Below are 21712 nucleotides of genomic sequence, written 5' to 3'. Positions count from 1 at the left end.
CCACCGGCGAGCGCAAGGGCCGGAACCACTCCGGTCGCGAGCAGCCACCGGGCGTTCCGCCGGGCACGGAAGGCGCGAGGAGTAGCCCGAAGCCGTCGAGCAGGCCCGCGCCGGCCTCACCGCCCCCCAGGTCGGCGACGTTCCCAGCCCCCGCCCCGCTCACCCTGACCAGGCATCACTTCGACCACGGAGTGCTACCTGTCACTTCGCGGCGGCTTCGGGAGAACGGGGCCGGGCCCGCGGGCGCCCCGGGGCACCCGACCGCACCCGTTCGGCGCAGGCCGCTTCGTGCCGCCGTCAAGGGCGTGTGGACGCGGGCCGATGAAACGGGACATGACGACGTCCACGCACGCCCGCGGCTCCCGCGGCCCCCGGACCTCTCGGGCCTCGCGGGCCCGCAGGCCCCCGGCGGGCCGTGCGCGGCGCCCCGAGCGGCACGATGCGGCCGGGCGCCCGCGGCTCGCGGTCCTCGTGCTGCCGGTCCTGCTGGTGGGCGTGGCCGGTTTCCAGCGGCGCTGGATGTCCGACGACGGCCATATCTATCTGCGCACGGCCCGTCAGGTGCTCGCGGGACACGGGCCCGTGTTCAACGCGGGTGAGCGCGCCGAAGCGTCCACCGGCACGCTGTGGCAGTGGCTGCTCGTCCTCGCCGGGCTGCCGGGCCTCGACCTGGCGCGGGCCGCGGTCTGCTCGGGCCTGCTGCTGACCGTGCTCGGCTTCGGGTTCGCGACCCTGGGCGCGGTGCGGCTGCACACCCGCGCGTGCCGCCCCGGCAGCACCCCCGTCGTCCTGCTGCCCCTGGGCTCCCTGGTGCTGCTCGCGCTGCCGCCCGTCTGGGACTTCGCGACCTCCGGCCTGGAGACGGGCCTGACCACCTGCTGGCTAGCGGGCGCATGGCTGCGTCTGGTGACGCGCCCGCGCTCGGCCGCGACCAGCGCCCTGCTGGGCCTCGGGCCCCTGGTGCGCCCGGACCTGGGCCTGGTGTCCGCGGTCCTGCTCGCGGCACAGTGGTGGTGCACACGCCCGCCGCGGCGTGCCGCGCTGTGCTCGCTCGCCGCCGCGCTCGCCCTGCCCCTCGCCTACGAGGTGTTCCGCGCCGGCTACTACGGCCATCTGGTGCCGCTGCCCGCGGTCACCAAGGAGGCGTCGGTGAGCCTGTGGGGCCGGGGGCTCGGCTACCTGGCCGACTTCACGGGCCCGTACCTGCTCTGGATCCCGGCGCTCGTGGTGGGTGCCGCGGCGCTGTGGGCACTGCGGCGGCCGGTGCCCGGCGGGGCCCGCGGCACGACGGCAGGCCGGCCATCCGCCCGGGCGACGGCCGCGCCGGTACGCGGGCGGCCGCGCGGTACCCGCCTCGCCGGACGGCCCGCGCCGCACGGCGCACGGCGGACCCGGGCACCGGTCGGCACCGCGGGGGCTCGGACGGTGCCGGTCGTCGCCGCGGGGGCTCGGACGGTGCCGGTCGGCGCCGCGGGGGCCGCGCGGGCGCAGGGCCCGGACCGCGCACGGCGGGCGCAGGCCCTCGCGCCCGTGTTCGCGGGGGCGCTGTGCTGGCTGTACGTCATCAGGGTGGGCGGTGACTTCATGCACGGCCGGATGCTGCTGCCCGGCCTGCTGCTGATGCTGCTGCCGGTCTTCGCCGTACCCGCCACCCGGGCCTGGGTCTGCGCGGTGGCCGCTGTCGGGATCTGGGCGGTGGCCTGCGCGTGCTGGCTGCGGGTCGGCTACGCGGGCGGGATCGGCCCGGCCGGTGTCGCCGACGAGCGCGGGGTGTACGTCCGGCAGAACGCCTCCGCGCACCCGGTCCACCACCACTTCGCGGCGGCGCCCCGGCTGCGCTCCTACGCCCGCACCGTGCGCGCCGCCGAGCGGGCCGGCTCCCCGGCCCTGGTGCTGGGCGGAAAGCGGCTGGCGGGCTCCTCGCCATCGGTGACCGGCGTGCACGCCGTGCTGGGCTTCGACGGCACGGTGGTTCCGCTGTCCGGCGCGGCGCTCGACCCGATCGGGCTCGGCTACCCGCTGGCCGCGCACTCGGAGCGGGAGCCCGGCGGCCGTGTCGGCCACGACAAGCACCTGCCGCGCGCCTGGGTCCTCGCCGACCGCGGCACCGCGGCCGACCTGCCGCCGGGCGCGCGGCGGGCGCAGGTGGCCGCGGCCCGCCGCGCCCTGCACTGCGGGCCGCTGGCCGACCTCGCGGCCGCCACCCGCGCCCGGCTCACCCCCGCCCGCTTCTGGCACAACCTCACGGGCGCCTGGCGCCGCACCGCCTTCCGCTTCCCGGCCGACCCGGTACGCGCCGCACACGACATGTGCGGCCCCCGGGCGCCGGGCGCGGGCCACTGAGCGGGTCCGGCGGCACAACCGCGCCCCGGCGCACCGCAAGACGGGGCCCGCAGGACGGGGCGGCGGCCCCGGACGCGTCAGGACACCACGTCCTTGCGCCGGAAGCCGCGGAAGGCGAGCGCGACGAACACCATCGCGTACGTCACCGACACCGCCGCGCCCTGGATCATGCCGCCCCACTCCGGCTGCGGCTGGATGAGGTCTGCCCAGGCGAACTGCCAGTGCGCGGGCAGGAAGGCCCGCCAGTGGCCCAGGGCCGTCACCGCGTCCAGGACGTTGCCGGCGATCGTCAGGCCGACCGCGCCGCCGACCGCGCCCAGCGGGGCGTCCGTCCGCGTGGACAGCCAGAACGCGAGGCCCGCGGTGACCAACTGGGAGACGAAGATGTAGGCGACGCCCACGGCCAGCCCCCGCACGGCGGTCCCGGCGTCGAGCACCCCGCCGGTCGGGATCTGCAACGGCCCCCAGCCGTAGAGGACCGTGCCGAGCGCGAGCGCGACCACCGGAAGCAGCACGATCGCGCCGAGGCTGAGGCCGAGCGCGACCGCCAGCTTGGACCACAGCAGCCGGGCGCGCGGCACGGGCGCCGCGAGCAGGTACCGCAGCGACGACCAGTTCGCCTCCGAGGCCACCGTGTCCCCGCAGAACAGCGCCACCGGGATCACCAGCAGGAAGCCCGCGCTGACGAAGAGGCAGGTGGCCGCGAAGTTGGCGCCGGACTCGGTGGCCGTCGTCATCAGGCTGACCTGGCCCCTGCGGCCCGGGTCGCCGACGGCGAGCGCGACGGCCAGGACGAACGGCAGCAGCCCGAGCACCGCGCCCATCACCAGGGTCCGCCGGCGCTTGAGCTGCCGTACCAGCTCGACGCGGAGCGGCAGCGTGCGGGCGGGGCGGTAGCCGGGCGCGGTGGACCCGGCCTCGGACTCCGCCGGGGCAGCGGGGGCCGCGTGTGCGGGCGTGCCGCCCGCCTGGGCGGGTGCAAAGGCCGCGGCGTCCCGTGGTGGGCCGTCGGCGCGGGGCGGCTCGGTGTCCGCGCCCAGCTCGTCGGCCGGTGCCGCCGCCGCGTGCGGGGGCAGACCGGGGTCCGGGGCGAGGCCCGCGGCCCGCACCGCCTCGGCGTCCGCCGCGAGGGCGGCCCCGGTGGCCGGGGCCTTCTCCTCCGTCCGGCTCGTGTCCGCGCTCATGCGGCTCCTCCGATCAGCGTCAGGAACGCGTCTTCAAGGCGGCGGTGCGGCCCCATCGACGTCACCGGCACGCCGAGCCCCACCAGCCCGGCGAGCAGCCGGGCCGCGGCCGGTTCCGCCGCCGCGCCGTCACCGCCGTCCTGCCCCTCGGTACCGGCCGGCACGGCGAGGCGGATCAGCAGCCCGTCGGGGACGGGCACCGCGGAGGCCACCTCGGGCAGCGCGCCGACCCGGTCGAGCAGGGGCGCGGGGAGCTCTCTGGCGAGCCCGACCAGCAGCGTGTCGCCGGAGCCCACGATGTCCGCCACGGGACCGGCCTGCACCAGCCGGCCGCGGTCCATCACGACCAGGTGCGTGCAGGACTGCTCCACCTCGGCGAGCAGATGGCTGGAGACGATCACGGTGCGCCCGCCGCGGGCGTAGCGGATCATCACGTCGCGCATCTCGCGGATCTGCGGCGGGTCGAGCCCGTTCGTCGGCTCGTCCAGGATCAGCAGGTCCGGCAGGCCCAGCATGGCCTGGGCGAGGGCCAGGCGCTGCCGCATGCCCTGCGAGTAGGTGCGCACCGCCCGGTCCAGGGCGTCGCCGAGCCCGGCGATGTGCAGCGCCTGCTCGGCGTGGGCGTCCTGGGCCGGGCGGCCGGTGGCCTGCCAGTAGAGGTCCAGGTTGGCGCGGCCCGACAGGTGCGGCAGGAAGCCCGCGCCCTCGACGAACGCGCCGACCCTCGACAGCACCGGCGCCCCGGGCCTGATGGCGTGCCCGAAGACGCGGATCTCGCCGGCGTCGGGCGTGATCAGGCCCATCAGCATGCGCAGCGTGGTGGTCTTGCCCGCGCCGTTCGGCCCGAGCAGCCCGAGCACCTGGCCCCGCTCGACCCGGAACGCCAGGTCGCGCACGGCGTACCGGTCGGCCGCGTTCGCGTACCGCTTGCTCAGGCCGGTGATCTGGAGCGGCACATCGGCGAGCCGGGGGTCGGGCGCCGGGGTCGCGGCCCTGCGGCGGCCGGTGAGCACGAGTCCCAGCGCCACGGCGGCGCCTGCGGCGGGCAGCCACCACACCCAGGAGGGCACCGGCGCTCCGGAGGTGCTCACCCCGGGCGCGGTCGGCACGTGCAGGCCGTCGCCGGCGAGCGAGACGGTGTACGTCGCCGGGGCGGCCGGCGAGGCGTACGCCAGGTCGGTGCTGGCGAGCACCAGCCGCAGCCGGTGGCCCTTGACCACCTCGTGGTCGAGGGCGGGCAGCGTGACCCGGACCTCCTTGCCGTGCTGGGCGCCCTCGATCCGCAGGGGCGACACCAGTTGTTCGGGCAGCGAGGCACGGCCGCCCTGGCCGGGCGAGACGTCGTAGAGCTTGCCGAAGAGCACGGCGTCGGGCCCCGACGACCTGACGTGCACGGTGACCGTCGGCGAGCCGGTGATCCGCAGGTCCCGCTCCAGCGGCGCCGAGTCGAAGCGCGCGTACTGGCCGGGGAAGTCCAGCGAGGGCCCGAGGCCGAGCCCGGACAGTTGCGAGGCGCCCGACAGGCCCGGCACCGCGGAGATCGAGGGCGGACCGCCGCCGGGCGGGTTGACGAAGGTCTCGGCGGTGCCGCGCAGCGGTACGGTCCGCGGGTGGCCGTTCAGGCCGGGGTAGCGGTCCCCGGTGGCGCCGCGGGTCCCCGAGGTGCCGTCGGTGGTGTCGACTCCCCCGGTGCGGGAGATCCGGAAGACGGGGCCCGTGTCGGCGGAGGTGTCGTGCCCCAGGTAGCGGTCGAACCAGTGCGCCACCCGGTCGGTCATCCGGCCGGTCTCCAGGTCGCCGCCGTCGTGGCCGCCAGCGAGCCAGTCGACGTCGACGGGCGCGCCGTTGGCCTTGATCCGCTCGGCCATGGCGTCGGCCTGGCCGAGCGGGAAGAGCGAGTCGGCCTGGCCCTGGGCGATGAGCGTGGGCACCTTGATGCGGTCGCCCACCGCCGACGGGCTGCGCGCCTCCAGCAGGGCGCGTGCCGCGGCGTCGGGCCTGCCGTTCTCGGCGACCCGCTGGTACATCGCGCAGAGCTGCGTCTCGAAGCGCCCGCAGGCCGAGGCATCGGGCGGCCCGGCAGCGCCCCGGTCCGCGGGTCCGCTGCCGCCGGACGCGCCGAGGACGACCGCCGTGGCGGAGCCGACGGAGGCGCCGGCGGCCGTGAGGCCCCCGCCGCCGTCGGAGCGCGCGGCACCGGCCGGGTCGGCGGACCCCGGGGCGTCGGAGGACACCGGCGAGTCACCGCCGCCCGCCCCGCCGGGGCCCGCGCCGCCCGGCCCCGGGGGCGTGCGGTCCTGCTGGTCCTGCTGGTCCGCCGGGCTTCCTGCGGCCCCGGTGGTGAAGAAGATCCCGGCCCACAGCTTCTTGAAGACGCCGTCCGGGAACAGCGCGTCCGCCAGGTTCCAGTAGGTGATCTGGGGGGCGATGGCGTCCACCCGGTGGTCGTACCCGGCGGCGAGCAGCGAGACGGCACCGCCGTAGGAGCTGCCGGTGACGCCCACGCGCGGGTCGCCTGGATGGTCGAGCTGCACCTCGGGGCGGTGCGAGAGCCAGTCGATCAGCCGGGAGACGTCGGCGACCTCGGCCTTCGGGTCGTTCAGACCGATCTTCCCGGTGGAGTGGCCGAAGCCGCGGGCCGACCAGGTGAGCACCGCGTAGCCGTCGCGGGCCAGTTGCTCGGCCTCGGGCCTGACGTCGTCCTTGCTGCCGCCGAAGCCGTGCGCGAGCAGTACCGCGGGACGGCGGGCGCCGGGGTCGCCCGCCGTGAAGTACGAGGTGTCGATCGTCGCGCCGTGCGTCGGCAGCATGCGGTCCGTGCGGTGCACGGCGCTCTGGCCGCCGAGCGCACCCGCGGCGGCCGCGGACCAGATGCCTCCGGTCGCGAGCACGGCTACGGCGGCCACGGCGGCGGCCCACCGGCGCACCCGGCGCGAGCCGGGCAGGCGTGACGCGCGCCGCCCGGGCAGTCTCAGAACCATGCCCCCAACCGTACGGGCGGTCCCGGGTTTTCGAGCGCGACGACGGTCTGAGCCGTGCCACCTCCTGGCGCAGTACGCCGAGGTGGCGGCGTACTGCGGGCGTGGTACCGGCGGGACCGTGGTGTGCGTCACGTGCCACCGGCCGCGGGAGCAGCCCCCCGCCGGTGAGGTAGGTCACACCGGGCGTGGTGGCCGCGCCGGGACCGCCGCCCGCGGCGCCCTGTCGTACCGGTGGGCGTCCCTCGGAGGCCGGTCGGGGGCGCCACCGGGCCTTCGCGCCCCCGGGGTCGGGACACCGCCGCGGCTCGGCGCGCGGGTCTTCGCGGTGCGGGTGCCTCGGCGGGTCTTCGCGGTGCGGGTGCCGGTGGGTCTTCGCGGTGCCGGTGCCCCCGTACGCGGGAGCCCCGGTGCACGGGTCCTCGGTGCGCGGGGCCCCGGTGCCGTGCGGGGCGGGCCGGGGGCCACGCGCGGTCGGCGGCCCCGGTCGGCGGCCGGTTCCCTCAGTGGTTGCCGGGGAAGCCCAGGTCCACCCCGGCGGGCGCGTCCGCCGGGTCCGGCCACCGGGTCGTGATGGCCTTGCCGCGGGTGTAGAAGTGGACGCCGTCGTTGCCGTAGATGTGGTGGTCGCCGAACAGGGAGTCCTTCCAGCCGCCGAACGAGTGGTAGCCGACCGGTACCGGGATCGGCACGTTCACCCCGACCATGCCCGCCTGCACCTCAAGCTGGAAGCGTCGGGCCGCGCCACCGTCCCGGGTGAAGATCGCCGTGCCGTTGCCGTACGGCGAGGCGTTGATCAGCGCAAGGCCCTCCTCGTAGGAGTCGACCCGCAGCACGCTCAGCACCGGGCCGAAGATCTCGTCCCGGTAGGCGTCGGCGGTCACCGGCACCCGGTCAAGCAGCGAGATCCCGATCCAGTGGCCCTGCTCGTAGCCCTCGACGGTGTGCCCGGTGCCGTCCAGGACGACCTCGGCGCCCTGCTCGGCGGCGCCCTTCACATAGCCGGCCACCCGGTCGCGGTGCTCTGCGGTGATCAGCGGTCCCATCTCGGAGGCCGGATCGGTGCCCGGGCCGATGATGATCTTCTCGGCACGCTCCCTGATCCGCTGCACCAGGTCGTCCCCGACGGCGCCCACCGCGACCACCGCGGAGACCGCCATGCACCGCTCGCCCGCCGACCCGTAGGCGGCGGAGACCGCGGCGTCGGCGGCCGCGTCCAGATCCGCGTCCGGCAGCACCAGCATGTGGTTCTTGGCGCCGCCCAGCGCCTGGACGCGCTTGCCGTGCGCGGAGGCGGTGCGGTGCACGTGGCGGGCGATCGGGGTGGAGCCGACGAAGGACACGGCGGCGACGTCGGGGTGTTCGAGCAGCGCTTCGACGGCGGTCCTGTCGCCGTGCAGGACGTTGAGGACGCCGTCCGGCAGTCCCGCCCGGGTCAGCAGCTCGGCGAGCCGCACGGAGGCGGACGGGTCCTTCTCGCTGGGCTTGAGGACGAACGTGTTCCCGCAGGCGATCGCCAGCGGGAACATCCACATCGGCACCATCGCCGGGAAGTTGAACGGTGTGATGCCCGCCACCACCCCGAGCGGCTGCCGGATCGCCGCCACGTCCACCCGCTGGGACACCTGGGTGGACAGCTCGCCCTTGAGCTGGGTGGGGATGCCGCACGCCAGGTCGACGATCTCCAGGCCGCGGGCCACCTCGCCGAGCGCGTCCGCGTGCACCTTGCCGTGCTCGGCGGTGATCAGCGCCGCGATGTCCTCGCGGTGCGCGTCGAGCAGGGCGCGGAACCTGAAGAGGATCGAGGTGCGCTGGGCCAGCGAGGAGGTGCTCCAGCTCCCGTACGCGGCCCTGGCCGCGGCGACGGCCGCGTCCACCTCGCCGCCGTCCGCGAAGGGCACCTGGGTGGTGACGGCGCCGGTGGCGGGGTCCGTGACCGGCCCGAACCGGCCCGAGGCACCCTCGACGGGCTTGCCGCCGATCCAGTGGCTGACGGTCTTCGTCATGTGCAACTCCCGAGTCCGTACTTCACAGATGGCGCCTGCGCCGGCCGGCCTGCCGCTCGTACTCCTCGCGCGCCGCCACCGCGGGCGCGCGGGTCGCCGTCTCCGCCACCGGCACATCCCACCATGCCTGGGCGGGGGGCGCACCGGGAACCGCCCCGCTGGTGTCGGTCTCCACGTACACGCACGTGGGCAGGTCGGACGCGCGCGCGTCGGCGAGCGCCGCGCGCAGCTCGCCGTTCGTCCCCGCCCGCAGCACCCGCATGCCGAGGCTCGCGGCGTTGGCGGCGAGGTCGACGGGCAGCGGCTCGCCGGTGTACGAGCCGTCCGCCGCGCGGAACCGGTACGCCGTCGCGAACCCCTCGCCGCCCACCTGCTCGGACAGGCCGCCGATGGAGGCGTAGCCGTGGTTCTGCAGGATGACGAGCTTCAGCGGGATGCCCTCCTGGACGGCGGTGACGATCTCGCCGGGCATCAGCAGGTAGGTGCCGTCGCCGACCAGCGCCCACACCGGGCGTCCCGGCGCGGCGAGGGCGACGCCGATCGCGGCCGGGATCTCGTAGCCCATGCACGAGTAGCCGTACTCGACGTGGTACTGGTCGCGGGAGCGGGTGCGCCAGAGCTTGTGCAGCTCGCCCGGCAGCGAGCCCGCGGCGTTGATGACGACGTCCTCGTCCCCAACGACGGCGTCCAGCGCACCGAGCACCTGCGGCTGGGTGGGCCGTGCGGACTCCTCGCCGTCGTACGCGGCGCTCACCCGCCGCTCCCAGCGCGACTTGGCGTTGCGGTAGCCGATCACGTAGGAGGGCGCGACGCGGTGCGCGCCAAGGCGCCGGTGGAGCGCGTCGAGGGCGGTACGGGCGTCCGCGACCAGCGGGAGGCCGGCCATCTTGTGCCCGTCGAAGGGCGCGATGTTGATGTTCAGGAAGCGGACCCCGTCGGCGGCGAAGAGAGTGCCCGAGGCGGTGGTGAAGTCGGTCCACCGGGTGCCCACGCCGATCACCAGGTCGGCGCCGCGGGCCAGCTCGTCGGCGGTGGCGGTGCCGGTGTGGCCGATGCCGCCGACGTCCGCCGGGTGGTCGTGGCGCAGCGCGCCCTTGCCCGCCTGGGTGGCCGCCACCGGGATGTCCGTGTCCTCGGCGAGCCGCCGCAGCGCGTCCTCGGCGGCGCTGTGCCGCACCCCGCCGCCGGCGACGATCAGCGGCCGCCTGGCGCCGAGCACCGCGCGCACGGCGGCGTCCAGCTCGTGCGCGTCGGGCTCGGGGCGGCGCACCGTCCACACCCGCTCGGCGAGGAACTCCTCCGGCCAGTCGAAAGCCTCGGCCTGGACGTCCTGCGGCAGCGCCAGCGTGACCGCGCCGGTGGCCACCGGGTCGGTGAGCGTGCGCATCGCGGCCAGCGCGGCCGGGATGAGCGCCTCGGGGCGGGTGATGCGGTCGAAGTACACGGAGACGGGCCGCAGGCAGTCGTTGACGGACACGTCGCCCGCGTGGGGCACTTCGAGCTGCTGGAGCACCGGGTCGGCGGGCCGGGTCGCGAACACATCGCCGGGCAGCAGCAGGACGGGGAGGTGGTTGATGGTGGCGAGCGCGGCACCGGTGACCAGGTTGGTGGCGCCGGGGCCGATGGACGTGGTGACGGCATGGGTGGCCAGCCGGTTGCGCTGGCGCGCGTAGCCGACGGCCGCGTGCACCATGGCCTGCTCGTTGCGGCCCTGGTGGTACGGCATCTCGTCGCCGTACTCCACGAGCGCCTGCCCGAGGCCGGCGACGTTGCCGTGGCCGAAGATGCCCCAGGTGGCGCCGATCAGCCGGTGCCTTACGCCGTCGCGTTCCGTGAACTGCCTGGCGAGGAAGGCGACGAGGGCCTGGGCGGTGGTCAGGCGGCGGGTGGCGCTGGTGCTCATGGTCGGCCCTTTCTGGACCCTGGGGTGCGCACGGCGGTCCTCGCGTGCACCCGGACGCCGGGCGGGGCGCTCACCGGTAGCCCGGGGTGTTCGCGAGGTGGTCGGGGTGGAAGCAGATCTGCCAGGCGCGCTCGGCACCCGGGCCCGCCATCACGTTGAGGTAGTACATGTCGTGGCCCGGCGCGGCGATGGACGGGCCGTGCCAGCCGTTGGGCACCAGCACCGCGTCCCCGCCGTGCACCTCGGCGAGCACGTCGCTGCCGCCCGGGCGGGACGGGAAGACCCGCTGGTAGCCGAAGCCGTTCGGCCCTTCGAGCTCGAAGTAGTAGATCTCCTCCAGCTCGCTCTCCTCGCCCGGGCGCGTCTCGTCGTGCTTGTGCGGCGGGTACGAGGACCAGTTGCCGCCCGGGGTGACCACCTCGACGGCGATGAGCGTGTCGCAGTCGAACACGCCGACGGCGGCGAAGTTGCGCACCTGGCGGGTACACATGCCGCTGCCGCGCTGCTCGACGGGAACCTCCGGCGCGGGGCCGTAGCGGGCGGGGAGTCTGCGCTCGCACTTCGCTCCTGCCAGGGCGAAGCGGCCTCCCGCACCGGAGGCGATCTGTGCATGGGCATCGCGCGGCACGTAGGCGAAGTCGCTGACTCCTGCGAACACGCTCTGCCTGCCCAGCAGTTCGATGGTCCGGCCTTCCGTGTGGACCGTACATCCTCCGCTCAGCGGCAGCACGATCCACTCGCACTCGCCGGCCACCACGGAGTGCACCTCGCCGGGGCCGAGTTCGAGCACCTTCAGCCGGGAGTAGGTCCACCCGGCGCGCTCCGGGCCGATGTCGACCGTGCAGGGGCCGGTTCCGGTGCTGCCGTGGGGCACGTACAGGCCGGTGTCCTGGGCGGCCGGGGCGCCGACCCCGGTGCCGGTTGCGCCGTTCGTCTCGCTCATGTGCGTATCTCTACCCCGCGACGCGTCGCGCGTGCCTGCCGCCCCGTCGCCCGTGCTCCCGCCCCCACCGGTCCTCACAGCAGCCCCACCGCCGTGTCGACCGCGGCCGCCACGTCGCCGTCCGCCGGATACAGCAGCGAGCGGCCGACGACCAGGCCCTGCACGGTCGGCAGCCGCAGGGCGCCGCGCCACTTCTCGTAGGCGCCGAGCTGCTCCTCGGCGGTGCCGCCCACCTCGCCGCCGAGCAGCACCGCGGGCAGGGTGGTGGTCGCCATGACCCGGGCCATGTCGTCCGGGTCCTCGGTGACCGGGACCTTCAGCCAGGTGTACGCGGAGGTGCCGGCGAGCCCGGAGGCGATGGCGAGCGACTTGGTGACCGCGGTGGCGCCGAGGTCGGTGCGCAGCGTCCCGTCCCGCGGGTCGCGGCGGCACAGGAACGGCTCGACGAACACCGGCAGGCCCCGCTCCGCCATCGCGTCCACGGCCCGGGCGGCGGCCTCCAGGGTGGCCAGCGAGCCCGGGTCCTCGTAGTCGATGCGCAGCAGCAGCTTGCCCGCGTCGAAGCCGTACCGCTGGATGTCCTCGGGGCGCAGGCCGGTGAAGCGGTCGTCGAGTTCGAAGACGGCCCCGGCGAGGCCGCCGCGGTTCATCGAGCCGATGACGACCTTGCCGTCCAGGGCGCCGAGCAGCAGCAGGTCGTCGAGTATGTCGGCGGCGGCCAGCACACCGTCCACCCCCGGCCTGCCGAGCGCGACGCAGAGCCGCTCCAGCAGGTCGGCGCGGTCGGCCATGGCCAGTGCGTCGCCGCCCGCGCCGAGCGCGCCGCGGGCCGGATGGTCGGCGGCTATGATCATCAGCCGCCCGCCGTCGAGCAGCGGCCGCCTGGCCCGGCGGGCCGCGGCCTGCGCCACGGCCTCGGGGTGCCTGGCCCGCAGCCGCGCGAGCTCACCCGCGTCCACGGCCCCCGTGCTCATCGCACCGCCCCCGCCGCGAGCGCGGCGTCCACCTCGGCGGGCGTCGGCATGGCGGAGGAGCACTCCAGGCGGCCCGCGACGATCGCGCCCGCGGCGTTGGCGTAGCGCATGGTCCGCTCCAGGTCCCAGCCCGCCAGCAGCCCGTGGCAGAGCGCTCCGCCGAAGGCGTCCCCGGCGCCCAGGCCGTTGAGCACGTCCACCGGCAGCGGTGGCACCTCGGCCCGCTCGCCGGACGCGGACAGCGCGAGGACGCCCTTGGGCCCCTGTTTGACCACGGCCAGCTCGACGCCCGCGGCCAGCAGAGCCCGGGCCGCGGCCGCCGGTTCGCGCTCGCCGGTGGCCACCTCGACCTCGTCCAGGTTGCCGACCGCGACGGTGGCGTGCCGCAGGGCCTCGGCGTAGTAGGGGCGCGCACCCTCGGGGCCCAGCTCGGGGCCGGCCGGCGGGACGCCGCCCGGGTCCCCGGCCGCGGTTCTCGCCCTGCTGCGGTCGGTCCAGAACATCGGACGCCAGTCCAGGTCGAAGACGGTCGGTCCGGTGCGTGCCCGGTGCGCCAGCGCGGCGAGCGTCGCGGTGCGGCTCGGCTCCTCGCTCAGGCCCGTGCCCGTCATCCAGAAGACGCGGGCCGCGGCCACCGCGTCCAGGTCCAGCTCGTCGGGGTGGATCACCAGGTCGGGGGCCTTGGGCAGGCGGTAGAAGTACAGCGGGAAGTCGTCCGGCGGGAAGATCTCGCAGAACGTCACCGGAGTGGGCAGGCCCGGTACCGGGGTCACCCAGCGGTCGTCGACGCCGAAGCCGGTGAGCGCCTGGTGCACGTAGTCCCCGAAGGCGTCCTGGCCGGTGCGGCTGATCACCGCCGTCCGGCGGCCGAGGCGGGCGGCGGCGACGGCGACGTTGGTCGCGGAGCCGCCGAGGAACTTCCCGAACGTGCCGACCTCCGCCAGCGGCACCCCCGCCTGCAGCGGGTACAGGTCCACCCCGATCCGGCCCATCGTGATGACGTCGTGCGGGCCGGTGGACGGCTCGCTCCGCGGGTCCGTGTCCGGGTCGATCACCTGCACGTCCCTTCCTGGGGAGGGCGGCTTCCCGGGCCCCGCCGGGCCGTTCGCGTCCTTCTGGGGGACGTGGCGCCCCTGGGGACGGCCGGAGGGGAGGTGCCGCGTTTCGGCTGCCACCAGGTGTAATGCCGGCTCGGGAGCCTGTCAATGTTTTGTCCAGACATTCGGACGAGACCTTGACACCTCTCCCCCGGCGCCCGGAAAGTGACGGCCATGACGACGCTGTCACGCATCCGGATCGGTTCGGCACCCGACTCGTGGGGCGTCTGGTTCCCCGACGACCCGCGGCAGGTCCCCTGGCAGCGCTTCCTCGACGAGGTCAGCGCGAGTGGTTACGAGTGGATCGAACTGGGCCCGTACGGCTACCTGCCCACCGATCCCGAGGTGCTGGCGGAGGAGACCGGGCGCCGCGGGCTGCGGGTCTCCGCGGGCACCGTCTTCACCGGCCTGCACCGCGGCCCCGGTGTCTGGGACGCCACCTGGGAGCACGTCGCGGGCGTCGCGGCGCTGGCCCGCACGACGGGCGCCCGGCACCTGGTCGTCATCCCCGCCTTCTGGCGCGACGACAAGACGGGCGAGGTCCTGGAGGAGAGCACCCTCACCGCCGGCCAGTGGCGCGACCTCACCCGCCAGACGGAGCGACTGGCCCGCGAGGTGCGCGAGCGCTACGGCCTCAAGGTCGTCGTCCATCCGCACGCGGACACCCACATCGACACCGAGGAGAACGTCACCCGCTTCCTGGACGCCACCGACGCCGACCTCGTCTCGCTCTGCCTGGACACCGGGCACTACGCCTACTGCGGCGGCGACAGCGTCAAGCTCATCGAGACCTACGGCGAGCGGATCGGCTACCTCCACCTCAAGCAGGTCGACACGCGGGTCCTGGCCGAGGTGCGGGCGCAGGAGCTGCCCTTCGGCCCGGCCGTCGCCCGCGGCGTGATGTGCGAACCGCCGTCCGGCGCACCCGCCCTGGAACCGGTGCTGGCCGCCGCGCAGGGCCTCGGCGTCGACCTGTTCGCCATCGTCGAGCAGGACATGTACCCCTGCGCGCCGGACGCCCCGCTGCCCATCGCCCGCCGCACGCGCGCGTTCCTGCGCTCCTGCGGCGCCTAGGGCCTGGGGCCTGGGGTTGGATCATGCCGGGCTCGCGGGCCCGGCACGCGCGTCTGCGGCGTCGCCGTCGGTCGACCGACGCTCCGCGCCTTGCGCCTGCACGCACCCGGATCCCGTTCCCCGATCCGGCCCGATCCGAACGGAAGGCCCTGGGGCCGGACGCGCGGCGGGCCGCCGATCTCGTCGGTCGTGTCACAAACACCACCTCCCCGTCACAGGTGTGCCGGATCGGCGGGGTGCGCGTCACACCCGGTCGACAGGCCCTGACCGATGTCACCCTGTGTCGTTCACCGGACACATGCTGAGAGATCGTCAGCGCTGCGCCCGGCTGGTGCCCCGGCACCCGCCGGGCCGCGGCGTGGCGGGGAGGAGATGCCACGGATGACCGACCGCAGTCTCTGGTCGTACAACGACATCGCCGCACACATCAAGGTCCGGCCCGACACGGTGCGCTCGTACCGCAAGCACGGACTGCTGCCGCCGCCCGACCACGTGGAGGCCGGCAGACCGTACTGGTACGCGGACACCGTCCGCGCCTGGGTGGCCTCGCGACCGGGCAACCGCGGCCGGCGCGAGGGCTGAGCCGCCCGGGGAACGGGCCGGGCCCGCGGCGTGGGCCGAGACACCCGGGGCGTGGACCGGGAACACCCGGGGCGTGGACCGGGAACACTCGGGGGCGTGAGCCGAGGCCGTCCGCCGAGCGCGGACGCAGGCCGGGCGGGCGCTCGCGTCCTCCTGCGTCCGCGGCACGGCGGCGGCCCGGGGCAGGCGCACTGGGGAACGTGCTCCGAGGGGCCGCACAGGCCGGTCGGCGACGCGCTCGCCGTCCCGCCGACAGCGGCCCCCGGTGGCACCGCCCGCCGAGTCCGGCACGGCCCGCGCGAGACGGCCGCGGTCCCGGCGGTCCGGGCCGGTGCCGCCGCGTTGCCGCCGCGGTGGCGCCCCGCGCAGAATCCGCAGATGACGTCACCCTCGCACCTCCCGCCCCAGCCACCACCCGTGCCCGCGCCCGCGCCCGGGTCGTCACCGGTCCCGGGCACCCCCCGGCAGGGCCGCACCGGCTTCGCCGTGAAGCCGGTGCTCACCGGCCGGAAGGTCGTCCTGCGGCCGTTCACCGCCGAGGACACCGACACGATGGCGGCGATCATCGACGACCCGGAGGTGCTGCGGTACACCTTCGCCCCGCGCGGCGCCCTCACCAGGGAGCGGCTGCTGGCCTGGTACGGCTCCCGCGGCGAACCGCACGACCGGCTCGACCTCGCCGTGACGGACCGGGCGAGCGGCGAACTCGTCGGCGAGAGCGTGCTGTACGACTGGCGCGAGGGCGACCGTAGCTGTCTCTTCCGCATCCTGCTCGGCCCGCGCGGCCGCGACCGGGGCCTCGGCACCGAGACGGTCCGCCTGATGCTGGCGCACGCCTTCGAACGGCTCGGCCTGAACCGCGTCGAGCTGGGCGTGTACTCCTTCAACCACCGGGCGCGGCGCGCCTACGAGAAGGCCGGCTTCGTCGTGGAGGGCGTCAGGCGCGAGGCGTCGCTGCGGGGCGGTGAGGCGTTCGACGAGATGGTGATGTCCGTACTGGCCCGGGAGTGGCGGGAGCACCGCGGGTATCCGGGCGGGACGGCGAAGCGCTGACGCGGACCGCGGGTACCCGGGGTATGCGGCGGAGCGCTGACGCGGACCGCGGGTACCCGGGGAGGACGGCGAAGGGCAGACGCAGACCGCGGGTACCCGGGGAAGGCGGCGAAGGGCTGACACGGACCCGGCCGCGACCGGCCAGGCACCCGGGCCCGGCCGCGACCGGCTGGGTACCCGGACCCGACCGCGCTCCGGCGGCTCGGTTGCGGGCCTCCCGGACCCGGCTGCCGTCCTCCCGGACCCGGCCGCGGGGCTTGGCGCCCGGCGTCGGGCCCCGGACTCGGCGCCGCGGAAGTCTCTCGTCGCACCCACCCGATTACTTACCCCCTAGGGGTATAGTGTGAGGAGAGTCGGACGGGGCCGCCGGTGCGCCGTGCGCCACCTGCTGCGCGGCACCCGGATGCCCGCACCGGCGCCCGCCCCCACCCGTACGCGTACCGCACCCCCCAAGGAGAACGAGATGGCCACCCAGAGCGAAACCCCCCAGCAGACACCGTCCGCCGAGGGCCTGATCACCGCGGTCTACCAGGTGACCGGCATGACCTGCGGCCACTGCGAGGGCGCGGTCGCGCAGGAGGTCGGCGAGCTGGCCGGGGTCAGCTCCGTGCGGGCCGAGGCCGCCACCGGCCGCGTGACCGTGGTCTCCGCGGCCCCGCTCGACGACGCGGAGGTGCGCGCCGCCGTGGACGAGGCCGGCTACGAGCTGGTGGGCAGGGCCTGACCCGAACCGCCCGGCAGGGCCGCGCACCTTCCGGCCCGCGGGCACGGCCGTCCCGACCGGAGCACACTCCCGTTTTGGAGCCGACATGACCAGCAGCGCGTCCCAGGCACCGCGGGCACCCGGCGCACCCCGCGCCGAGGTGCCGGGCGGCGGGCCCGCCCAGCCCGCGGCCACCGCACGGACCGAACTCAGCATCGGCGGAATGACCTGCGCCTCCTGCGCGTCCCGCGTCGAGAAGAAGCTCAACCGCATGCCCGGCGTCACCGCCACGGTGAACCTCGCGACGGAGAAGGCGAGGATCACCCACCCCGAGGGGACGACGGTCGCCGACCTCATCGCCACCGTCGTCAGGACGGGCTACACCGCCGAGGAGCCCCCGCCGCCCGCGCCCGCCCCGGCCCCCGGGGAGCCCGCGCCGGGTCAGGACCCGAGCGGACCGCGGCCCGCACCCGCCGACCCCGAGGCCGCCGCGCTCCGCGGGCGCCTGCTCGGCTCCGCGGTGCTCGCCCTGCCCGTCGTCCTCCTGTCGATGGTGCCCGCCCTCCAGTTCGAGAACTGGCAGTGGCTCTCACTCACGCTCGCCGCGCCCGTCGTCGTCTGGGGCGGCTTCCCCTTCCACCGCGCCGCGTTCACCGGCGCCCGGCACGGCGCGGCCACCATGGACACCCTGGTGTCCGTCGGCACCCTCGCCGCCTTCGGCTGGTCGCTGTGGGCGCTGTTCCTCGGGGACGCCGGGATGCCGGGTATGCGGCACGGCTTCGACCTGCTGGCCACCCGCGCCGACGGTTCGAGCTCCCTCTACCTGGAGGTCGCGGCGGGCGTCGTCACCTTCCTGCTGCTGGGCCGCTATCTGGAGGCCCGCGCCAAACGCCGCGCGGGCGCCGCCCTGCACGCCCTGCTCGAACTGGGCGCCAAGGACGTCTGCGTACTGCGCCGCGGGCCGGACGGGGCGCTGACCGAGGTACGCATATCGGCGAGCACGCTGGCCGTCGGCGAGCGCTTCGTCGTGCGCCCCGGCGAGAAGATCGCCACCGACGGCACCGTGGTCGAGGGCAGCTCGGCCGTCGACGCCTCGATGCTCACCGGCGAGTCGGCCCCCGTCGACGTGACCGCCGGCGACGCCGTCACCGGTGCCACCGTCAACGCCGGCGGCCGCCTGGTCGTCGAGGCCACCCGGGTCGGCGCGGACACCCAACTGGCCAGGATGGCGCGGCTCGTCGAGGAGGCGCAGAACGGCAAGGCCGAGGTGCAGCGGCTCGCCGACCGGATCGCCGGTGTCTTCGTGCCGGTGGTGATGCTGATCGCGCTGGGCACGCTGCTCGCCTGGCTGATGGCGGGAGGCGGGGCGGCCGCCGCTTTCACCGCCGCGGTGGCGGTCCTGATCATCGCCTGCCCCTGCGCCCTGGGCCTCGCCACCCCCACCGCCCTGCTGGTCGGCACGGGCCGCGGCGCCCAGCTCGGCATCCTCATCAAGGGGCCCGAGGTCCTGGAGTCCACCCGCCGCGTCGACACGGTCGTCCTGGACAAGACCGGCACGGTCACCACCGGGCGCATGACGCTGCGCGGGGTGTACCCGGCAGGTACGGGGGACGCCGGCTCCGGGGCCCCCGGGACCGACCGGACCCCCGCAACCGCCGGGAACCCGCCCCCGGTGCCGGACGAACGCGTGGCACCCGTGGCGGCCGTGGCGTCCCCGGCGGCGGTGGCGCCCACCGAGCCGGTCGAGCCGGTCGAGCCGGTCGAGCCGGTCGACGAGAAGGAGCTGCTGCGGCTCGCGGGCGCCTTGGAGCACGCGTCCGAGCATCCCGTGGCCCGTGCGATCGCGGCCGGGGCCGCCGAGCGTGCGGGGGCGCTGCCGGCGCCGGAGCGGTTCGAGAACGTCCCGGGACTCGGCGTGCGCGGCACGGTCGAGGGCCACGAGGTGCTGGCGGGCCGCGAGCGGCTGCTGACCGCCGCGGGAATCCCCCTGCCCCCGTCGCTCACCGCGGCCCGGGCCGCCGCCGAGGCGGAGGGGCACACCGCGGTCGTGGTCGCCTGGGACGGCACCGCGCGGGGCGTGCTGACGGTCTCCGACACCGTCAAGGAGACCAGTGCCGAGGCGGTGCGCGAACTGCGCGCCCTCGGCCTGACGCCCGTGCTGCTGACCGGGGACCACACGGCCGCCGCCGAGTCGGTGGCGCGCGCGGTCGGCATCGACGAGGTGATCGCCGAGGTGCTGCCGGAGGAGAAGGTGGCCGTCGTGCGCCGGCTGAAGGCGGCGGGCCGTACCGTCGCGATGGTCGGTGACGGGGTCAACGACGCGGCCGCGCTCGCCACCGCCGACCTGGGCCTCGCGATGGGCACCGGCACCGACGCGGCGATCGAGGCGGGCGACCTGACCCTGGTCCGCGGCGATCTGCGGGTGGCCGCGGACGCCATCCGGCTCTCCCGGCGCACCCTCGCCACGATCCGGGGCAACCTCTTCTGGGCCTTCGGCTACAACGTCGCCGCCCTGCCGCTGGCCGCGGCCGGCCTCCTGAACCCTATGATCGCGGGAGCGGCCATGGCCTTCTCGTCCGTCTTCGTGGTCAGCAACAGCCTGCGGCTGCGCACCTTCACGTAACGCCTACAGCGCTACGCGTATGTTGTCTCAGAACCGACCCTCAAAGCCTTCACACCTCTTCACAGAACCGGTGCAATATCTCTACTCTTAGGGCCGGATCGGCATGCGAGGGCTCTTGCGGCGACGATGGAGTTGTGCAGGAGACGCAGATCACATGGATTTCAGCGTAACCATAGAAGGGGCTCGCGAGTCTAAGAAGACGATGCTGGAGACGTCTTGGGGGGCGTCTCCGGTGTTGACGGAGATGTCTTGGGGGACATCTCCGAGGTTGTGAGGCCGGGGCACGTACACCGGGGAGCTTGAGCGGCCCTCCCGAGCGTGCGCGTCCCGGCAGATCACGCCACCGCTGGCGCGGCCCACCGACGCCCGGCCGGATCCCGTGGGGGGAATCCGCACCGGGACAAAGGAAAGCGCCCCGACCTACGGCCCGTGGGGGGACCGTAGGCGGGGCGCTTTCCGCTTCACCCACACCTCGCGAACCGCGCCCACACACCCCCCTCACGAGGAGCGCAAGCGCCTGAAGGGGGCACAGCCCCTGAAAGGGAGGCGCAGCCCCGGAAAGGGCTGCGAGGAACTGCGCGAGCAACCACGACGCCCCCGCAGCCCGCAGCCCCGAAGCGAACCCCCGGCGCCATCCGGCCACCGACCGGTGACGGACCACGGACAGGTGACGGACCGCGAAGAGGCAACCGATCACGGACCGGCGGACAACCACCCACGGGTGACCGACCACCGACCGGTGACGGACGACGGACGGGTGACGGACCCGGACCGGTGAAGGATCACCGAAAGCAGGGGCCACCGCCGACCGCCAAGGGGGCGGGCACACCGCAAGCAGTCGGCTACCCGCGCCCCGAAGGGGCGCTCAGCGCTCCTCGACCGGAACGAAGTCCCGCTCCACCACACCCGTGTAGATCTGGCGCGGACGGCCGATCCTGGAACCGGGCTCCTTGATCATCTCGTGCCACTGGGCGATCCAGCCGGGCAGCCGGCCGAGCGCGAAGAGCACCGTGAACATCTCGGTCGGGAAGCCCATCGCGCGGTAGATCAGGCCGGTGTAGAAGTCGACGTTCGGGTAGAGCTTGCGCTCCACGAAGTAGTCGTCGGCGAGGGCGTGCTCCTCCAGCTTCAGCGCGATGTCCAGCAGCTCGTCGGACTTGCCGAGCGCCGAGAGGACGTCGTGCGCCGCCGCCTTGATGATCTTCGCCCGGGGGTCGAAGTTCTTGTAGACGCGGTGCCCGAAGCCCATGAGCTTCACGCCGTCTTCCTTGTTCTTCACCTTGCGGATGAAGGAGTCGACGTCGCCGCCGGAGGACTGGATGCCCTCCAGCATCTCCAGCACCGACTGGTTGGCGCCACCGTGCAGCGGGCCCCACAGCGCCGAGATGCCCGCGGAGATCGACGCGAACATGTTCGCCTGCGAGGAGCCGACCAGCCGGACCGTGGACGTCGAGCAGTTCTGCTCGTGGTCCGCGTGCAGGATCAGCAGCTTGTCCAGCGCGGAGACCACCACCGGGTCAAGCGCGTACTCGGCGGCCGGCACCGAGAACGTCATCCGCAGGAAGTTCTCGACGTAGCCGAGGTCGTTGCGCGGGTAGACGACGGGGTGGCCCACCGACTTCTTGTACGCGTACGCGGCGATCGTAGGAAGCTTGGCGAGCAGCCGGATGGTCGACAGGTACCGCTGCTTCTCGTCGAACGGGTTGTGGCTGTCCTGGTAGAACGTCGACAGGGCGCTGACCACCGAGGACAGCATCGCCATCGGGTGCGCGTCACGGGGGAAGCCGTCGTAGAACCGCTTGACGTCCTCGTGCAGCAGCGTGTGCTTCGTGATCTCATTGCGGAAGGTGGAGAGCTCGTCCACCGTGGGCAGCTCGCCGTTGATCAGCAAGTACGCCACTTCGAGGAACGTGGAGCGCTCGGCCAGTTGCTCGATCGGATATCCGCGGTAGCGCAGGATGCCCTGCTCACCGTCGAGGTAGGTGATCGCGGACTTGTAGGCGGCGGTGTTGCCGTAGCCGCTGTCCAGGGTCACCAGGCCGGTATGGGCCCGCAGCTTCCCGATGTCGAAACCCTTGTCGCCGACGGTGCTGTCGACAACCGAGTAGGTGTACTCGCCATCGCCGTACCGCAGTACTACTGCGTCATCGCGTTTGTCGCTCACGTCTTCCCTCACCGACGTAGTGCCTCATCTTCGAGGTGCCCTGACTGCCCCTGACTGCTTCCACCATCCCCCATTCGGCGCAGGA

Annotated in this window: 14 protein-coding genes; 6 read left to right on the top strand and 8 right to left on the bottom strand. The window is 74.8% G+C overall.

The features are described from left to right. Nucleotides 1–333: 333 nt before the first annotated feature. Nucleotides 334–2343 carry an arabinofuranosyltransferase AftB family protein gene (locus IE313_RS21880; protein WP_189934821.1) on the top strand — a complete coding sequence of 670 codons (2010 nt, stop codon included), beginning with the start codon at nucleotides 334–336 and terminating at the stop codon, nucleotides 2341–2343. Nucleotides 2344–2420: 77 nt separating this feature from the next. Here IE313_RS21880 and IE313_RS21875 read toward each other — a convergent pair whose 3' ends face one another. The 7 genes from IE313_RS21875 to iolC all read right to left on the bottom strand — a co-directional run bounded on the left by IE313_RS21875 (nucleotide 2421) and on the right by iolC (nucleotide 13323). Further along, a complete protein-coding gene (locus IE313_RS21875; RefSeq protein WP_229924846.1) occupies nucleotides 2421–3221 on the bottom strand; it encodes an ABC transporter permease in 801 nt (266 codons plus the stop codon). Between the two features lie 302 nt (nucleotides 3222–3523). Then, nucleotides 3524–6508 carry an alpha/beta fold hydrolase gene (locus tag IE313_RS21870; RefSeq protein WP_189934819.1) on the bottom strand — a complete coding sequence of 995 codons (2985 nt, stop codon included), beginning with the start codon at nucleotides 6506–6508 and terminating at the stop codon, nucleotides 3524–3526. Between the two features lie 500 nt (nucleotides 6509–7008). After that, on the bottom strand, nucleotides 7009–8511 hold the full coding sequence (locus tag IE313_RS21865) for a CoA-acylating methylmalonate-semialdehyde dehydrogenase (RefSeq protein ID WP_189934817.1): 1503 nt from the start codon (nucleotides 8509–8511) through the stop codon (nucleotides 7009–7011). Between the two features lie 22 nt (nucleotides 8512–8533). Next, entirely contained in the window at nucleotides 8534–10414 is a 1881-nt protein-coding gene (gene iolD / locus IE313_RS21860) for a 3D-(3,5/4)-trihydroxycyclohexane-1,2-dione acylhydrolase (decyclizing) (protein WP_189934815.1), read from the bottom strand. Between the two features lie 70 nt (nucleotides 10415–10484). Continuing rightward, entirely contained in the window at nucleotides 10485–11357 is an 873-nt protein-coding gene (gene iolB / locus IE313_RS21855) for a 5-deoxy-glucuronate isomerase (RefSeq protein WP_189934813.1), read from the bottom strand. A gap of 74 nt (nucleotides 11358–11431) precedes the next feature. Beyond that, entirely contained in the window at nucleotides 11432–12331 is a 900-nt protein-coding gene (locus IE313_RS21850) for a Cgl0159 family (beta/alpha)8-fold protein (protein ID WP_189934811.1), read from the bottom strand. Beyond that, on the bottom strand, nucleotides 12328–13323 hold the full coding sequence (gene iolC, locus IE313_RS21845; RefSeq protein ID WP_189934878.1) for a 5-dehydro-2-deoxygluconokinase: 996 nt from the start codon (nucleotides 13321–13323) through the stop codon (nucleotides 12328–12330). Before iolC ends, IE313_RS21850 begins: the two co-directional genes overlap by 4 nt. A 279-nt stretch (nucleotides 13324–13602) precedes the next feature. Here iolC and IE313_RS21840 point away from each other — a divergent pair, with 279 nt between their 5' ends. From IE313_RS21840 to IE313_RS21820, 5 genes are all read left to right on the top strand, one after another. Further along, complete coding sequence (locus tag IE313_RS21840) at nucleotides 13603–14502, top strand: sugar phosphate isomerase/epimerase family protein (protein ID WP_189934809.1); 900 nt, start codon at nucleotides 13603–13605, stop codon at nucleotides 14500–14502. 381 nt (nucleotides 14503–14883) lie between these two features. Continuing rightward, entirely contained in the window at nucleotides 14884–15084 is a 201-nt protein-coding gene (locus IE313_RS21835; RefSeq protein ID WP_189934807.1) for a helix-turn-helix transcriptional regulator, read from the top strand. Nucleotides 15085–15462: 378 nt separating this feature from the next. Next, nucleotides 15463–16137: a GNAT family N-acetyltransferase gene (locus tag IE313_RS21830; protein WP_189934805.1), complete on the top strand. Its 675-nt coding sequence runs from the start codon at nucleotides 15463–15465 to the stop codon at nucleotides 16135–16137. A 463-nt stretch (nucleotides 16138–16600) separates the two neighbouring features. Then, nucleotides 16601–16861, top strand: coding sequence for a heavy-metal-associated domain-containing protein (locus IE313_RS21825; protein ID WP_189934802.1), 261 nt, complete (start codon nucleotides 16601–16603; stop codon nucleotides 16859–16861). Nucleotides 16862–16946: 85 nt separating this feature from the next. Continuing rightward, complete coding sequence (locus IE313_RS21820; protein ID WP_189934800.1) at nucleotides 16947–19463, top strand: heavy metal translocating P-type ATPase; 2517 nt, start codon at nucleotides 16947–16949, stop codon at nucleotides 19461–19463. Nucleotides 19464–20328: 865 nt separating this feature from the next. Here the strand turns inward: IE313_RS21820 and IE313_RS21815 are convergent. Further along, nucleotides 20329–21639, bottom strand: a complete 1311-nt coding sequence (locus IE313_RS21815) for a citrate synthase (protein ID WP_189934798.1) — start codon at nucleotides 21637–21639, stop codon at nucleotides 20329–20331. Nucleotides 21640–21712 lie beyond the last annotated feature (73 nt).

Origin of the sequence: Streptomyces sulfonofaciens (assembly GCF_014656295.1) — a bacterium.
Classification (GTDB): Bacteria; Actinomycetota; Actinomycetes; order Streptomycetales; family Streptomycetaceae; genus Streptomyces; species Streptomyces sulfonofaciens.
The sequence above is the reverse complement of the archived record's forward strand: the minus strand, read 5'-3'. Positions and strand labels throughout refer to the sequence as shown.

What these genes read in the sequence shown, in the direction of transcription:
- IE313_RS21880 (WP_189934821.1), top strand. Translation starts at nt 334, where the DNA reads ATGACGACGTCCACGCACGCCCGCGGCTCCCGCGGCCCCCGGACCTCT.
- IE313_RS21870 (WP_189934819.1), bottom strand. Translation starts at nt 6,508, where the DNA reads ATGGTTCTGAGACTGCCCGGGCGGCGCGCGTCACGCCTGCCCGGCTCG.
- IE313_RS21865 (WP_189934817.1), bottom strand. Translation starts at nt 8,511, where the DNA reads ATGACGAAGACCGTCAGCCACTGGATCGGCGGCAAGCCCGTCGAGGGT.
- iolD (WP_189934815.1), bottom strand. Translation starts at nt 10,414, where the DNA reads ATGAGCACCAGCGCCACCCGCCGCCTGACCACCGCCCAGGCCCTCGTC.
- iolB (WP_189934813.1), bottom strand. Translation starts at nt 11,357, where the DNA reads ATGAGCGAGACGAACGGCGCAACCGGCACCGGGGTCGGCGCCCCGGCC.
- IE313_RS21850 (WP_189934811.1), bottom strand. Translation starts at nt 12,331, where the DNA reads ATGAGCACGGGGGCCGTGGACGCGGGTGAGCTCGCGCGGCTGCGGGCC.
- iolC (WP_189934878.1), bottom strand. Translation starts at nt 13,323, where the DNA reads ATGGGCCGGATCGGGGTGGACCTGTACCCGCTGCAGGCGGGGGTGCCG.
- IE313_RS21840 (WP_189934809.1), top strand. Translation starts at nt 13,603, where the DNA reads ATGACGACGCTGTCACGCATCCGGATCGGTTCGGCACCCGACTCGTGG.
- IE313_RS21835 (WP_189934807.1), top strand. Translation starts at nt 14,884, where the DNA reads ATGACCGACCGCAGTCTCTGGTCGTACAACGACATCGCCGCACACATC.
- IE313_RS21830 (WP_189934805.1), top strand. Translation starts at nt 15,463, where the DNA reads ATGACGTCACCCTCGCACCTCCCGCCCCAGCCACCACCCGTGCCCGCG.
- IE313_RS21825 (WP_189934802.1), top strand. Translation starts at nt 16,601, where the DNA reads ATGGCCACCCAGAGCGAAACCCCCCAGCAGACACCGTCCGCCGAGGGC.
- IE313_RS21820 (WP_189934800.1), top strand. Translation starts at nt 16,947, where the DNA reads ATGACCAGCAGCGCGTCCCAGGCACCGCGGGCACCCGGCGCACCCCGC.